The 14,743-nt window shown below is 64.1% G+C and carries 12 protein-coding genes; 9 read left to right on the top strand and 3 right to left on the bottom strand.

Translation table 11 applies throughout. The annotated features are described in order from the left end of the window. The first annotated feature begins 122 nt into the window (after positions 1–122). The 3 genes from ABIB90_RS33275 to ABIB90_RS33265 all read left to right on the top strand — a co-directional run bounded on the left by ABIB90_RS33275 (position 123) and on the right by ABIB90_RS33265 (position 5,071). Positions 123–1,709 carry a B12-binding domain-containing radical SAM protein gene (locus ABIB90_RS33275; RefSeq protein WP_354169557.1) on the top strand — a complete coding sequence of 529 codons (1,587 nt, stop codon included), beginning with the start codon at positions 123–125 and terminating at the stop codon, positions 1,707–1,709. 6 nt (positions 1,710–1,715) lie between these two features. Then, positions 1,716–2,501 carry an ethanolamine ammonia-lyase subunit EutC gene (gene eutC, locus ABIB90_RS33270; protein ID WP_354202193.1) on the top strand — a complete coding sequence of 262 codons (786 nt, stop codon included), beginning with the start codon at positions 1,716–1,718 and terminating at the stop codon, positions 2,499–2,501. Between the two features lie 206 nt (positions 2,502–2,707). Then, complete coding sequence (locus ABIB90_RS33265) at positions 2,708–5,071, top strand: efflux RND transporter permease subunit (protein WP_007593629.1); 2,364 nt, start codon at positions 2,708–2,710, stop codon at positions 5,069–5,071. A 123-nt stretch (positions 5,072–5,194) separates the two neighbouring features. Here ABIB90_RS33265 and ABIB90_RS33260 read toward each other — a convergent pair whose 3' ends face one another. Beyond that, a complete protein-coding gene (locus ABIB90_RS33260) occupies positions 5,195–5,692 on the bottom strand; it encodes a hypothetical protein (RefSeq protein WP_354169553.1) in 498 nt (165 codons plus the stop codon). A gap of 462 nt (positions 5,693–6,154) precedes the next feature. Here ABIB90_RS33260 and ABIB90_RS33255 point away from each other — a divergent pair, with 462 nt between their 5' ends. From ABIB90_RS33255 to ABIB90_RS33230, 6 genes are all read left to right on the top strand, one after another. Beyond that, positions 6,155–6,388 (top strand): hypothetical protein, encoded by a 234-nt coding sequence (locus tag ABIB90_RS33255; protein WP_007593627.1) that lies wholly within the window; start codon positions 6,155–6,157, stop codon positions 6,386–6,388. 194 nt (positions 6,389–6,582) lie between these two features. Continuing rightward, positions 6,583–7,467, top strand: coding sequence for a squalene synthase HpnC (gene hpnC, locus ABIB90_RS33250; RefSeq protein ID WP_354169551.1), 885 nt, complete (start codon positions 6,583–6,585; stop codon positions 7,465–7,467). Further along, a complete protein-coding gene (gene hpnD / locus ABIB90_RS33245; protein ID WP_354169549.1) occupies positions 7,457–8,296 on the top strand; it encodes a presqualene diphosphate synthase HpnD in 840 nt (279 codons plus the stop codon). Before hpnC ends, hpnD begins: the two co-directional genes overlap by 11 nt. Then, on the top strand, positions 8,296–9,549 hold the full coding sequence (gene hpnE / locus ABIB90_RS33240; protein ID WP_007593622.1) for a hydroxysqualene dehydroxylase HpnE: 1,254 nt from the start codon (positions 8,296–8,298) through the stop codon (positions 9,547–9,549). Before hpnD ends, hpnE begins: the two co-directional genes overlap by 1 nt. A 76-nt stretch (positions 9,550–9,625) precedes the next feature. Next, a complete protein-coding gene (gene shc, locus ABIB90_RS33235) occupies positions 9,626–11,593 on the top strand; it encodes a squalene--hopene cyclase (protein ID WP_354169546.1) in 1,968 nt (655 codons plus the stop codon). After that, on the top strand, positions 11,590–12,339 hold the full coding sequence (locus tag ABIB90_RS33230; RefSeq protein WP_007593620.1) for a phosphorylase: 750 nt from the start codon (positions 11,590–11,592) through the stop codon (positions 12,337–12,339). The genes shc and ABIB90_RS33230 overlap by 4 nt, the downstream gene beginning before the upstream one ends. Positions 12,340–12,509: 170 nt before the next feature. On the opposite strand, the gene hpnH is transcribed toward ABIB90_RS33230, so the two are convergent. After that, a complete protein-coding gene (hpnH, locus tag ABIB90_RS33225) occupies positions 12,510–13,670 on the bottom strand; it encodes an adenosyl-hopene transferase HpnH (protein WP_007593619.1) in 1,161 nt (386 codons plus the stop codon). A 35-nt stretch (positions 13,671–13,705) separates the two neighbouring features. Then, a complete protein-coding gene (gene ispH / locus ABIB90_RS33220; protein WP_354169544.1) occupies positions 13,706–14,632 on the bottom strand; it encodes a 4-hydroxy-3-methylbut-2-enyl diphosphate reductase in 927 nt (308 codons plus the stop codon). Positions 14,633–14,743: the final 111 nt, after the last annotated feature.

Raw genomic sequence — 14,743 nt, 5'->3', positions numbered from 1 at the left:
ACCATTGGTGCCCTCGGGAATTATGCTCATGCCACAATATTGAGAAATTCCGGCGGCAGCATTACGCTATGTGGCTGTCTGGCAATTTCCGCAGCTAAGTCGAGCGTGGCGGGGGAGCTTTGATGCGAGCTGAAAGTAACGGGACGTCCCGGCGGATTCTCTGCGTGTTTCCGCGATACACATCGTCTTTCGGGACGTTCGAGCATTCCTACCCCCTGACCGATGGCGTCCGCGCCTTCATGCCGCCGCAGGGACTTTTGCTGCTTGCCGCCTATCTGCCGGAGGAGTGGCAGGTCAAATTCGTCGATGAGAACCTTCGCCGTACGACAAGGGAAGAGTTCGAATGGGCGGAGGCGGTCTTCGTCAGCGGCATGCACATCCAGCGCCAGCAGATGAACGATATCTGCCGGCGCGCCCATGAGTTCGACCTACCGGTCGCGCTCGGCGGTCCTTCCGTCAGCGCCTGCCCGGATTACTATCCGTCGTTCGACTATCTCCATGTCGGTGAGCTCGGCGACGCCACCAATCAGCTGCTCGAAATACTGTCGCGCGACATCTCGCGTCCCGAGACCCAGGTGGTTCTGACCACCAAAGACCGCGTGCCGATGACGGAGTTTCCGATCCCGGCCTACGAGCTCGCCGACGTGAAGAAATACTTCCTCGGCAGCATCCAGTATTCCAGCGGCTGTCCGTATCAGTGCGAGTTCTGCGACATCCCCGGGCTGTACGGCCGCAATCCGCGCATCAAATCGCCGGAGCAGATCATCGCCGAACTCGACCGCCTGCGCGAATGCGGCATGACCGACACGGTCTATTTCGTCGACGACAATTTCATCGGCAACCGCAAGGCGGCGCTGGACCTCCTGCCGCATCTGATCGAATGGCAGAAGAGGACCGGCTACATGGTGCGGCTCGCCTGCGAGGCGACGCTCAACATCGCCAAGCGGCCGGAAATCCTCGAGAAGATGCGCGAGGCCTATTTCGTCACCATCTTCTGCGGCATCGAGACGCCCGATCCCGATGCGCTGAAGGCGATGCACAAGGACCACAACATGATGGTCCCGATCCTCGAGGGCGTGCAAACCATCAACTCCTACGGCATGGAGGTCGTGTCCGGCATCATCATGGGGCTCGACACCGATAAGCCGAACACTTCGGAGGCGCTGCTCGCCTTCGTCGAGGACTCCCGGATTCCGCTGCTCACGATCAACCTGCTTCAGGCGCTGCCGAAGACGCCGCTATGGGACCGTCTGGAGCGCGAGGGACGCCTGGTCGAGGACGACGGCCGCGATTCCAATGTCAACTTCCTGTTGCCCTACGACGACGTCGTCGCATCCTGGAAGCACGCCATGGCCGTCGCCTACGAGCCCGAAAAGGTCTACGCGCGCTTCCAGTATCAATGCGAGCACGTTTACGTGCACCGCCTGAAGATGCCGACGCCGGACGAGATGAAGACCTGGCCCAACATCAGGCGCGGCCTCGTCATGCTGCGAAACATCTTCTGGAAGGTCGGCGTGCTCGGCGACTACAAGCGCGTGTTCTGGAAGTTCGCGCTGGGCCGCATCAAGCGCGGCGACCTCGAAGGTCTGATCGGCTGCACTCTGATCGCGCACCATCTCATCACCTTTGCGCGGGCGGCCTCGACCGGCCAGCAGAACGCCTCGAACTATTCGATCCGGCTACGCGAGGCCTCCGTCCCCGCCGAATGACACAACATGTCTGATCCGGCCATCCCGCGTCGTCCGACCCTCGATCTGCGGTCGCTTACGCCCGCGCGCGTCGCGCTCGGGCGCAGCGGCGCGAGCCTGCCGACGCGGGCACTGCTCGATTTCACGCTGGACCATGCCCGCGCCCGCGATGCCGTACATGCCGTGTTCGATGCGCCGCGGCTGGTCGCGGATCTCCGCGCGCTCGGCCTCGTCGTCACCGAGGCGAACAGCCGGGCGGTCGACCGCAGGGACTATTTGCGGCGGCCCGATCTGGGCAGACTGCTGGATGCCGGATCAGTCGAGGCTCTGGCGCGGAGCGCCTCGGAGCCGTGCCAACTCGCGGTCGTGATTGGCGATGGGCTGTCGGCTGCCGCGGTCCACGCCCATGCGGCCGCGCTGGTGATGCGCCTGCTGCCGTTGCTCGCAGCCGATGATGGTGTCGCGATCGGCCATGTCGTCGTCGCCTCAGGCGCGCGCGTCGCGCTCGGCGACGAGATCGGCGCCATTCTCGGCGCGCGCATGGTCGTCACGCTGATCGGCGAGCGGCCGGGCCTGTCGGCGCCCGACAGTCTCGGCGCCTATCTGACTTTCGCCCCGAAGCCGGGCCGCACCGATGCCGAGCGCAATTGCGTGTCGAACATCCACAAGGCCGGGTTGAGCTATGACGAGGCTGCTTTCAAGATCGCCTGGCTGGTCCGCGAGGGGCTCGCGCGGGAAGTGAGCGGTGTGGCGCTGAAGGACGAGAGCGCGGACCGCGCGCCGCGTCGAATTGGCACGGCTTTGCCCGAATGAAGGGCATTAAGGCAAAATCGCCACATCTTGATCGATTCGGCCACACTCCGCCTGCTTGCGAGAAGGGCGATTGACCTGCTAAACCCCTCGCGGCGATTTTCTGCGCATTTTCAAAGGGCAAGCCTCCCATTGGTATGGCATTTTCAAGCCGTTCGCGGGGCGCGACAAGCTCACAGACCCGAGCCGATTTAGGAACTGGACAAGGCATGCTCGAAAAGCACAGCGAGAGTGAGGTTCATGTCGACAAGGTCGAGCAGGGACCTGCGTCCTCGATCGCCTTCGGGCTGGAGCGCATCGGGCTGTTCGCCGTCCGGGCGCCCATCGTCTCCTGCATCGTCCTGCTCGTCCTGATCGTCGGCGCCGTGTTCGGCATCCACCGGATCAAGATCGACGATTCGCTGTCGCAGCTGTTCCGGTCCAACACGCCGGAATTCCGCCAGTACGAAGCGGTGACCAAGAAGTTCCCGGCCGAGGAATTCGACGTCCTCGTCGTAGTCGAGGGCAAGACCCTGCTGGCGCGGAACAACCTCGAGAAGCTGCGCGACTTCGTCACCGACATGCAGCTGGTCGAGGGTACGCGCGGACTGGTCTCGCTGTTCTCCGCGCGTCAGGCGCCGGCGCCGGGCAAGCTTCCCGCCGCGCTGTTCCCGCCCGAGCTGCCCGAGGGCGCGGCCTATGACAAGTTCATCGAGGGCGTCAAAGCCAACGAGATCATCCGCGGCAAGCTGTTGTCCGAGGACGGCACGCTGGCGCTGATCGTGCTTTCGCTCGATCCGGAGGTGGTCGCCTCCAACAAGCTGACCAAGACCGTCGCCGATATCCGCGCGCTCATGAAGGAAGACCTCGGCGATACCGGCCTCAACGTGCAGCTTTCCGGCGTGCCGGTGATGCAGCTCGAGATCCGCAACGCGGTCGAGCGCGACGGGCTCACCTACAACATCCTCGGCATTCTCGCCGGCTGTGTCATCGCCATCATCTTCTTCCGCAAGATCTCGTTCATGGTGGCGGCGGCGTTCCCGCCGATGATTGCGATCCTGCTGGCGCTCGGCGCGCTCGGCTGGGCCAATTTCAACCTCAACATGTTCCTGAACGTGATGACGCCGCTCATCATGGTCATCAGCTTCTCGGACTCGATGCAGCTCACCTTCGCCGCGCGCGACCGGCTGATCGCGGGCCAGGACAAGTTCACCGCGTTCAAGAACGCGGTGCTGGTGGTGGGACCGGCCTGCGTGCTGACGCACGGCACCGCCGGCATTTCCTTCATCGCGCTCCAGTTCTCCGACTCCGATCTGATCCGCAAGTTTGGCGAGGCGGGTCTCGCCGCCACCATCATCGCGCTGGTCGCGGTGTTGTCGCTGGTGCCGGTGTTCGGCGTGCTGCTGGTGCGCAACGAGAAGGTCTTTGCGACCAAGTTCCAGAGCGCGGATGCCGGCGTGCAGGCGCTGCGTAATTTCTGCTACTGGATCGCGGTGCGCATGGTGGGCCGTCCTGGCCTGTTCAGCCTGATCGCGGTGGTGTTCGTGGCGGGCCTCGGCGTCATCTACGCAAATCTGGAGCCGCGCTACCGGCTCGCCGACCAGGTGCCGGACAAGCGCCAGGCGGTCGCCGCCAGCGACCGGCTCGACGCCAAGCTCACCGGCGCCAACCCGGTCAACGTTCTGATCCAGTTCCCCAAGGGTGAATCGCTCTATTCGCCGGAGACGCTGCAGACCATCGCGGATGTGCACGCGACGGTGGAGAAGGCAGCCGGTGTCGGCAATGTCTGGTCGGTCGAGACCCTGCGCCGCTGGCTCGCGGACAAGGCCGGCAGCGCCGACGTCGCGACCCTGAAGGAATATGTCAGCGTCATTCCGGAGCATCTGGTACGCCGGTTCATCGATGCCGAGCAGGACGCCGTGGTGGTCGCAGGTCGCGTGCCGGACAAGGATTCCAGCCAGCTCCTTCCGATCGTCGACAAGCTCGATACCGAGCTCGACGCCGTTCGCAAGAAGCATCCCGGCTATGAAGTGGCGGTCACGGGTCTTGCCGCGATTGCCGCGCGCAACTCGGCCGGCATGATCGAGAAGCTCAACCGCGGGCTGACCGTCGAATTCGCGCTGGTCGCGATCTTCATCGGCCTGGCCTTCCGCTCCTGGGTGGTGATGTTCGCCTGCATCCTGCCGGGCATCTTCCCCGTTGTGATGTCGGGAACGGTGCTGTGGGCGATGGGTGAGGGACTGCAATTCGCCAGCGTCGTGGCTCTGACCGTTTCGTTCGGCCTCGGCTTAAGCGCCACCATCCATTTCCTCAACCGCCTCAGGCTCGAGAGCAAGCCGGGCGTCGGCTCGGCGCTCGCGGTGGAGCGCGCCACCGTGCTGGTCGGCCCGGCCTTGATCCTGACCACGCTGGTGCTGGCCTGCGGTCTCGTCGTCACGGTGTTCTCCGACCTGCCGTCGCTACGGCTGTTCGGCTGGCTCAGCGCCTTCTCGATGGTGATGGCGCTCGTCGCCGACCTCTTCATCCTGCGGCCGACGGCGATGTGGTTGATCAATCTGCACGCCAAGCTTCAGGGCGACAAGCCGGCGATCTGAACGGCTTCGTTCATCAGACACTCGAATCGGCGCGGTCCGGGCGATTGCGCCGCGTCTCCCGAAAACAACAAAGCCCCGGTTCGCGAGAACCGGGGCTTGTTGCTTTCGAAGCGGTAAGAGCCGTCAGCCCTTCGTCATCGTGATGTTGACGCCGCGAATCTCGCCCTTGGATGAGATCTGCACCGTTTGCTTGGTGCCGTTGGTGCGCAGCGACAAATTGGCGGCAAAGCCGTTGGCCTCGACGAACACCTCGATCTGGCCGCCACCGGCGGTGCCTTGCAGATTGCCGAAGATGTTGCGGTTGGTCTCGCTCCAATTGCCGGAGATCCGCTCGCCCTGGCTGGTCACGTCGCTGGTGAGGTCGAACTTGTAGCTGTCGGACGCGCAGTGCAACGCCTGCTTGAGGCTGAGACCGGTGCCGGCAACTTTGTAATCGGCCTTGCAACGGATGCGCTCGGTGGAGCCGTCGGACAGCGACACCGTACCCGTGCCGGTCCATGCGCCCTCGAAACCTGCAAACGGTCCGGACGACTGAGCCTGACTTGTCGAAACCGAGAAGAGCAGCACAGCGCCGATGCCGGCCGCCTTGATTGCCAGTTCAGATCGCCCAAAAAAATTCATCTTCAAAATATCCCGTTTTGGAACGACGTCCGCTTGTCACCAAGGACGTCTCGCCACATCGAAGGTTTAGTGTTCCGAGCCTGTGTCAGGTTCAATGGCCGGCCGCCCACATGTCGGCATCGCGAAGCGCACTTGCCATGATCGGCCTCCGGATTCTCTGCGTTTCGGCATGTTTCTGGGGCCCATGGCGGGATGTAGAGATGCAGCTCTGCAACAGGTGCGCAGCAAAACGCGACGTACCTGAATTATGACGTAGTATCAGTCTCTTACATTTGTCACAGAAGGCGCAGGGAAGACCTCATTTGGTGGACGTGGCGCCAATTTGGCCGCATTTGCCAGTGCTTGTGCCTTCTCCGAGGCCGCTACTCCCGCGGCGACTTGCCCATCAGAACAATCCGCTCCGGTCGTCGCCCTGTGCTGTCCGGGATTGGTGCGATTCTGCCGTCAGAATGAAGGAATACAATGCGTAAGCTTCTCGTCGCTCTCACCCTGCTGTCGGCCTCCCTCTCGACCGCAGCGTTCGCCCAGCAAGGGCGCGGCACGGACGCCGAGCAGAAGGCCTGCTCGCGCGATGTGCAGAAGCTCTGCCGTCCGGTCATCGACCAGGGCGATTTCACCATCCTGGCCTGCCTCAAGGAGAACCGGGCCAAGATTTCGCAGGCCTGTGACCAGGTCCTGAAGAACCACAACCAGTAAGCTCGGCCACTGGCCCACAAAAGGCGGCCTTCGGGGCCGCCTTTTCGGGCCTGATCCGCAAAGGGCAGCCATCGAGAGACAGGATTGGTTTTGCGGCCGTATTCCCCTATATGGGGGCCGCGGCGGCATCGCCCGCACGGGCTAGCGCGAGCGAAAAAGCCCTTCCTGTCCAAACGATTGTAGACCAGCCCTCGATGACCTCTGCGAGCGAATTGCGATCCGGCAAGGGTGAGCGCGACGAGAATTTTCCCGTCGCGTCCTGGATCATTCATCCGCGTCATCGCGCGCTGATCCTGGCGTATTACAATTTCGTTCGCACCGCCGACGACATCGCCGACCACGCCACGCTGCCGCCGGACGAGAAGCTCGCTTATCTCGACCTGCTCGAGGCGGAATTGCTCGGCAAAGGCGACACCCAGGCCGAGGCCGTCAGCCTGCGGCACGCACTGGCCGAACGCGGTATGGCGCCGCGCCACGCGCTCGACGTGCTCATCGCGTTCCGCATGGACGTGACCAAGTTGCGCTACGAGAATTGGGACGAGGTCATCCATTATTGCCGCTACTCGGCGATGCCGGTCGGCCGCTTCATGCTCGACGTCCATGGTGAGAGCACCTCGACCTGGGCCGCGTCCGATGCGCTCTGTGCAGCGCTGCAGATCAACAACCATCTTCAGGATTGCGGCAAGGATTTCCGCGAGCTCAACCGCGTCTATCTGCCGCGCGATGCGCTGGCTGCGAGTGGCGCCTCGGTCGAGCAGCTCGGAGAGGCGCAATCGCCACCGGCGATGCTGGCCTGCCTTCAGGCTCTCGCCGTGCGCAACGAAGCGCTGCTCGACGAGGGCAGGTCGCTAGCTGTGGAGATCAGGGATTTCCGCCTCGGCATCGAGGTCTCGGTGATCCAGGCTTATGCCGACCGCATTGTGCGCCTGTTGAAGGTGCGCGATCCCCTGCGCGAGCGCGTGCACCTGAACAAGCTCGAGCTCCTCACCTTCAGCCTCGCCGGCATGATCGGCGAAGTCGGCCGCCGCGCGGTCGGACGCAAGGCCATTTCCAGACCGGGGACTGCACATGACGCTTGAGGCGACCTCGCCCGGCGCCAATTATGGCTCGACCGCATCCGGCAGTTCGTTCTACGCCGCGATGCGCATCCTGCCGCACGACCAGCGCGAAGCGATGTTCCAGATCTACAGCTTCTGCCGCCAGGTCGACGACATCGCCGATTCCGACGGTCCGCGCGACGAGCGGCTCGCCGCCCTTCAGGCGTGGCGCAACGACATCGATGCGCTCTACCAGGGCAATCCGCCGCCACGGCTGAAGGACTACGTCGCCTCGGTGAAGACCTTCGGCCTCAAGCGCGAGGATTTCCTCGCGATCGTCGACGGCATGGAGATGGACGTGCCGCAGGACATCCGCGCGCCCGACATGGCGACGCTGGATCTCTACTGCGATCGCGTCGCGAGTGCCGTGGGGCGGCTGTCGGTCCGCGTCTTCGGCCTGCCGGAAGAAGACGGCATCGAGCTCGCCCATCATCTCGGCCGCGCGCTCCAGCTCACCAACATCCTGCGCGACATCGACGAGGACGCGGGCCTCGGCCGGCTCTATCTGCCGCGCGAAGCGCTGCTGCATGCCGGCATCACCTCCAACGATCCGGACCGCGTGATCGTCGAGCGCGCGCTGCCGAAGGTCTGCCTGCCGCTGGCGCAACGCGCAAAGGTGTATTTCGAGAAGTCGGACGAGATCATGAACCGCAATCGGCGCCGCGCGGTGCGCGCGCCCCGCATGATGTCGAAATACTATCATGCCATTCTGGATCTTCTGATCGCGCGCGGGTTCAACGCGCCGCGTGAGCCGGTGCGTGTGTCGAAGGTCACACGCATCGCCATCCTGCTCCGATACGCTCTCATCTGATGCAAAAAACAGCTCACATCATTGGCGCTGGAATTTCCGGCCTCTCCGCCGCCGTGCGGCTTGCCAATGCCGGCTTCAAGGTCGCCGTGCACGAGGCGACCCAGCAGGCCGGCGGCCGCTGCCGTTCTTATTTCGACGGCGCCACCAATCTCACTATCGACAACGGCAACCATCTGCTGCTGTCCGGCAACAGCCATGCGCGCGCCTACGCGCGCTCGATCGGCACTGAAGCGGGCCTCGTCGGTCCGGAGCGCGCGCAGTTTCCCTTTGTCGACCTCACGACCGGGCAGCGCTGGCAGATTGACCTCGGCGACGGCCGGCTCCCGACCTGGGTGCTCGACGAGAGCCGCCGCGTCCCCGACACCGGGTTGACCGATTACCTGAAGCTGGCGCCGCTGATCTGGGCATCGGAAGAGACGCTGGTCGGCAAGTCCATTCCCTGCGAGGGCGTGCTCTATCAGCGCTTGGTGCAGCCGCTGCTGCTGGCGGCGCTCAACGTCGATCCACCCGAAGGCTCGGCGGGGCTGGCCGGCGCGATCGTGCGCGAGACGCTGCTCGCCGGCGGGCAGGCCTGCCGTCCCCTGATCGCGCGCGACGGGCTCAGCGCGGTGCTGATCGAGCCTGCCGTGACGTTCCTGCAGGAGCGCGGGCACAGCGTTCAGCTCGGCCATGAGCTGCGCTCGTTTGCGACCCATGACGGCAAGGTCGGCGCGCTGAATTTCGGCGGCGAAGATGTGATCCAGATCGGCGAGGGCGACGTCGTCGTGATGGCGGTACCGCCGCGCGCTGCCTCCAACCTGCTGCCGGGCCTGAAGACGCCGACCGAATTCCGCGCCATCGTGAATGCGCATTTCCGCGTTGAGCCGCCAGCGGGATCGGCTCCGATCCTCGGCGTGATCGGCGGCGTCGTGGAATGGCTGTTTGCGTTCCCGAACCGGCTGTCCGTCACCATCAGCAACGGCGACCGTCTGGTCGAGATGCCGCGCGAGGAACTCGCGCAGGCGATCTGGAACGACGTGTGCAAGGCGGGCGGTGTGTCCGGCGAGCTGCCCCCTTGGCAGATCGTGCGCGAGCGCCGTGCCACATTCGCGGCGACGCCGGCGCAGAATGCCCTGCGTCCAGGGCCGGTCACTGCGCTGAAAAACCTGTTTCTTGCAGGCGATTGGACTGCTACGGGATTGCCTGCAACCATCGAGGGATCGGTCCGATCCGGTGATCGCGCCGCCGATCTGGTTCTGGCCGCCAAGGGATAGTGACAGGCGGCCCTGACGGGTATTTGTCCCGGTCAATTTCGGCCAATTCAATCGACTATCGGAGCAATCGAGCGAGATGGATTCCGTGAACGCGACCAGCCGCGAAGCCCAAGAATTCGGGAACTTGGAATCGAGCATTGCGTCGGCCACCGAAGGCGTCCTCGGCTTCCAGCAATCCGACGGCCATTGGGTGTTCGAGCTCGAGGCCGATTGCACGATTCCGGCCGAATACGTGCTGCTGCGCCATTATCTCGCCGAGCCGGTCGATGCCGTGCTCGAAGCCAAGATCGCCAATTATCTTCGCCGCGTTCAGGGCGTCCATGGCGGCTGGCCGCTGGTGCATGATGGCGAGTTCGAAATGAGCGCCAGCGTGAAGGCGTATTTCGCGTTGAAGATGATCGGGGATTCCATCGACGCGCCGCACATGGTGCGTGCGCGCGAGGCGATCCATTCCCGCGGCGGCGCCATTCACAGCAACGTCTTCACGCGCTTCATGCTTGCGATGTTTGGCGTCGTGACCTGGCGCGCGGTACCGGTGCTGCCGATCGAGATCGTGCTGCTGCCGTTCTGGTCGCCGTTCCACATCAACAAGATCTCCTACTGGGCACGCACCACCATGGTGCCGCTGATGGTCATCGCCGCGCTGAAGCCACGGGCGAAGAATCCCAAGGGTGTCGGCATCGACGAGCTGTTCCTGCAGGATCCGCGCTCGATTGGCATGACGGCCAAGGCGCCGCACCAGAGCATGGCCTGGTTCGTGCTGTTCCGCGCGCTCGACGGCATTTTGCGCGTGGTCGAGCCGATGTTTCCCAAGAGCCTGCGCAAGCGCGCGATCGATGCCGCGCTCGCCTTCACCGAGGAGCGGTTGAACGGCGAGGACGGCATGGGCGCGATCTATCCGCCGATGGCCAACATCGTCATGATGTACGACGCGCTCGGCAAGGATGAGACCTATCCGCCGCGCGCGATCACGCGCCGGGGTATCGACAAGCTGCTCGTGATCAAGGACGACGAGGCCTATTGCCAGCCCTGCGTCTCGCCGGTGTGGGACACGACGCTGACCGCCCACGCGCTGCTCGAAGCCGGCGGTGACAGAGCGGTGCCCGCGGCCAAGCAGGGTCTCGACTGGCTGATCCCGAAGCAGGAGCTCGAGGTGAAGGGCGACTGGGCGGTGAAGCGGCCCGAAGTGCGCCCGGGCGGCTGGGCCTTCCAGTACAACAACGCCCATTATCCCGATCTCGACGACACCGCGGTGGTGGTGATGTCGATGGACCGGATGCGCCGGGAGCACGGTGCGACCGGCTATGACGCCGCGATCGACCGTGCCCGGGAGTGGATCGAGGGCATGCAGAGCGACGACGGCGGCTGGGCCGCCTTCGACGTCAACAACCTCGAATATTATCTGAACAACATCCCGTTCTCCGACCATGGCGCGCTGCTCGACCCGCCGACCGAGGACGTCACCGCGCGCTGCATCTCGATGCTGGCCCAGCTCGGCGAGACCGCGAACACCAGCAAGCATGTCGCCGAGGGCGTCGCCTACCTCCGCAAGACCCAGCACCCGGAAGGGTCCTGGTACGGCCGCTGGGGCATGAATTTCATCTATGGAACCTGGTCGGTGCTGTGCGCCCTCAACATGGCCGGCGTCCGCCATGACGACCCCATGATCCGGAAAGCCGCCGGCTGGCTGGCCTCGATCCAGAATCAGGACGGCGGCTGGGGCGAGGATGCCGTCAGCTACCGGCTGGACTACCGAGGCTGGGAAGCCGCCCCCTCGACCGCATCGCAAACGGCATGGGCCTTGCTTGCCTTGATGGCTGCTGGCGAGGTTGATCACCCGGCCGTCGCCCGCGGGGTGGAGTACCTGATTGCAACACAGAACGAAAAAGGACTGTGGGACGAACAGCGGTACACCGCCACAGGCTTTCCCCGTGTATTCTATCTACGGTACCATGGTTACCCGAAGTTCTTCCCGCTGTGGGCGTTGGCGCGGTATCGGAACTTGCGGAACACCAACAGCAGGGTGGTAGGGGTCGGAATGTGACTTTGGGGACGGGGGACTATCTTACCGCGGGTCAAACCGTTGATCCGAGGCCGATATTGATCGTGACTGGATTGGTTCAGGAGGCCCGCATCGCGGCCGGGCCCGGAATGGCGGTGATCTGTTCGTCGAGCAGCCCGACCCAGTTGCGGGCGCTGTTGACGGTGCTGGATCCCGAGACGATTCGCGGTGTGATCTCCTTTGGCGTGGCCGGCGGGCTCGACCCGACGCTGCGCTCCGGCGACGTCGTGCTGGCGACCGAGGTGCTCGCGGGCGACACGCGCTGGGCCGCCGGCCTCTCGCTCGGCGACGACCTGATCGACCGCCTGACGTCGGGCCGCCGCCGCGTGGTGCGCGGCAGCCTCGCCGGTGCCGAGGAAGTGGTCACGAGGCGCTCCTGCAAGGCGGCGCTGCATTCGGAGACCGGAGCTGCCGCCGTCGACATGGAAAGCCACATCGCGGCCGCCTACGCCGCCGAAGCCGGCTTGCCGTTCGCCGCGGTCCGCGTCATCAGCGATCCCGCCCATCGCGCGCTGCCGGCGCTCGCCCGCGCCGCCATCAAGCCGAACGGCCAGATCGACGTGCTGGCCGTGCTGCGCGGCATCGTGCGCAATCCGACCGCGCTGCATGGACTGGTCTCGACCGGCCTCGACTTCAACCGCGCGCTGCGCAGCTTGCGCGGTTGCCGCGACTATTTGATTGGTACCGAGCTCGTGGAGAGCGAGGCGCTGGTCTCTGAGGCAGCCTGAGCGGTTTCTGCGATCACTAAAAACAAAAGGCCCGGTCGCCATTGGCGATCGGGCCTTTTCTATTTCGGTGTGCGTAGCTCGGATGGAGCGGAGCGCAATCCGACGTCTTCAAAGCGGAGGGGCCGTCCCGGATTTCGCTTGCGCTCCATCCGGGCTACAGGGCGTCGCGCTTACGCGGCGGTGGAAGCCTTCCGCGCCGCCTTCTCCTGCGCGGCGGCGGCCTCGTCCTTGCGGATCTCCGACAGGCGCTTCTGCACTTCCGCCGAGAAGATGTACTGCGCCGGTCGCTGCTTGCTCATGTCGATCTCCGGGGCCATCGGACCCGTGGTCCTGATCCCGCGCAGCGACACCCACATCGCCTTCAGCGGGTTGTTGATGGCTGCGGTCGCCGCCGTCGGTTCGTAGCCGCAATGGGCCATACAGTCGGCGCACTTCTCGTACTTGCCGGTGCCGTAGGTCTCCCAGTCGGTGGTGTCCATCAGCTCCTTGAAGGTTTTTGCGTAGCCTTCACCGAGCAAATAGCAGGGCTTCTGCCAGCCGAAGATGTTGCGCGCCGGCATGCCCCAGGGCGTGCACTCGTATTCCTGGTTGCCGGCGAGGAAGTCCAGGAACAGGCCGGAATGCATGAAATTCCACTTCTTGCCCTTGCCCATCGCAAAGACGTCGCGGAACAGCTTCTTGGTCTTGGTGCGGTTGAGGAAGTGCTCCTGGTCCGGCGCGCGCTCATAGGCGTAGCCCGGAGACATCGAGACGCCGACGCCGAGCTCGACGGTGAGATCCAAGAACTTGGCGATCTCCTCGGCCGGATGGCCGTCGAAGATGGTGGCGTTGACGTTGACGGTGAAGCCGCGGGCCTTGGCCGCCTTGATCGCGGAGACGGCGCGGTCGAACACGCCCTTCTGCGACACCGCCTTGTCGTGGTGCTCCTTCAGGCCGTCGAGGTGCACGGAGAAGAACAGGTAGGGCGAGGGCTCGAACAGATCGAGCTTCTTCTCGAGCAGCAGAGCGTTGGTGCAGAGCGAGACGAACTTCTTGCGCGCCACGAGGCCGCGCACGATCTCGCCGATCTCCTTGTGGATCAGCGGCTCGCCGCCGGGGATGGCGACCATCGGCGCGCCGCACTCGTCGGCCGCGTCCCAGCACTCCTGTGCGGTCATGCGGCGGTTGAGGATCGCATCCGGATAGTCGATCTTGCCGCAGCCGACGCAGGCGAGGTTGCAGCGGAACAGCGGCTCCAGCATCAGCACGAGCGGATAGCGCTTGCGGCCAAGCAGCTTCTGCTTGATCAAATAGCCGCCGATACGCATTTCCTTGAAGAAGGGGATAGCCATTACAAGTTTCTTTCTGGGCTTGAAATTCGGGTGGGTCAGCTCGCAGCCAGTTGGGCCGGAAGCCGGAATTCGATGTTTTCCTCGCGGCCCGGAAGCACCGAGACCTTGACCGGTCTGATCCGCCGCATCGCTTCGATCACGTCATCCACGAGTACCTCGGGCGCCGAAGCGCCGGCCGTGACACCGACGGTTCTGGCATCTTTCAACCACTCCGGATTGAGCGCGCTGCCGTCGGCAATCAGATAACTCGCGACACCGGCCTCAGTGCCGATTTCGCGGAGCCGGTTCGAATTCGAGCTATTGGCAGCGCCCACCACCAAGATCACGTCGACCAGCTTGCTCAAGTCCCTTACCGCAGATTGGCGGTTCTGTGTCGCATAGCAGATATCCCGGATATCCGGGCCTTGAATATCTGTAAAGCGGGCCTGCAGGGCTGAAATGATGTCCTTTGTGTCATCCACAGACAGGGTGGTCTGGGTGATGTAGGCCACTGGCGTATCCGCCGGCAGCTCAAGGGCCTTAACCTCTTCAACGCTTTGGACCAGCAGTACGGGGGCGGGAACCTGGCCCATCGTACCTTCGACCTCGGGGTGGCCGGCATGGCCGATCAGGATCAGGGTGCGGCCCCTGGCGATGTAGCGCTTCCCCTGATTGTGAACTTTCGTGACCAGGGGGCAGGTGGCATTGAGCACCGGAAGGTCGCGCGCGGCCGCTTCTTCCTCGACGCTGCGGGCGACGCCATGAGCGCTGAAGACCGTCACAGCCTTCGGCGGCACCTCCGACAGTTCCTCGACGAAGATCGCGCCTTTGTGTTTCAGGCTCTCGACGACATACTTGTTGTGCACGATCTCATGGCGCACGTAGACGGGCGGGCCGTACTTCTCCAGCGCCCGCTCCACGATCTCGATCGCACGTACCACCCCCGCGCAAAAGCCGCGCGGTTGCGCCAGATAAACTTCCATTGGACGCCCATCACGCAAGTTGCACCAATCCGCTCTCAAGTTCAGGGGACACCCCGATACGAACCAATGAGTTGCAATATCCGCACCACCGGTTTCGCTCACGCGGTAGCC

The organism is Bradyrhizobium sp. JR4.1 (assembly GCF_040548605.1).
Taxonomy (GTDB): Bacteria; Pseudomonadota; Alphaproteobacteria; order Rhizobiales; family Xanthobacteraceae; genus Bradyrhizobium; species Bradyrhizobium canariense.
The sequence above is the reverse complement of the archived record's forward strand: the minus strand, read 5'-3'. Positions and strand labels throughout refer to the sequence as shown.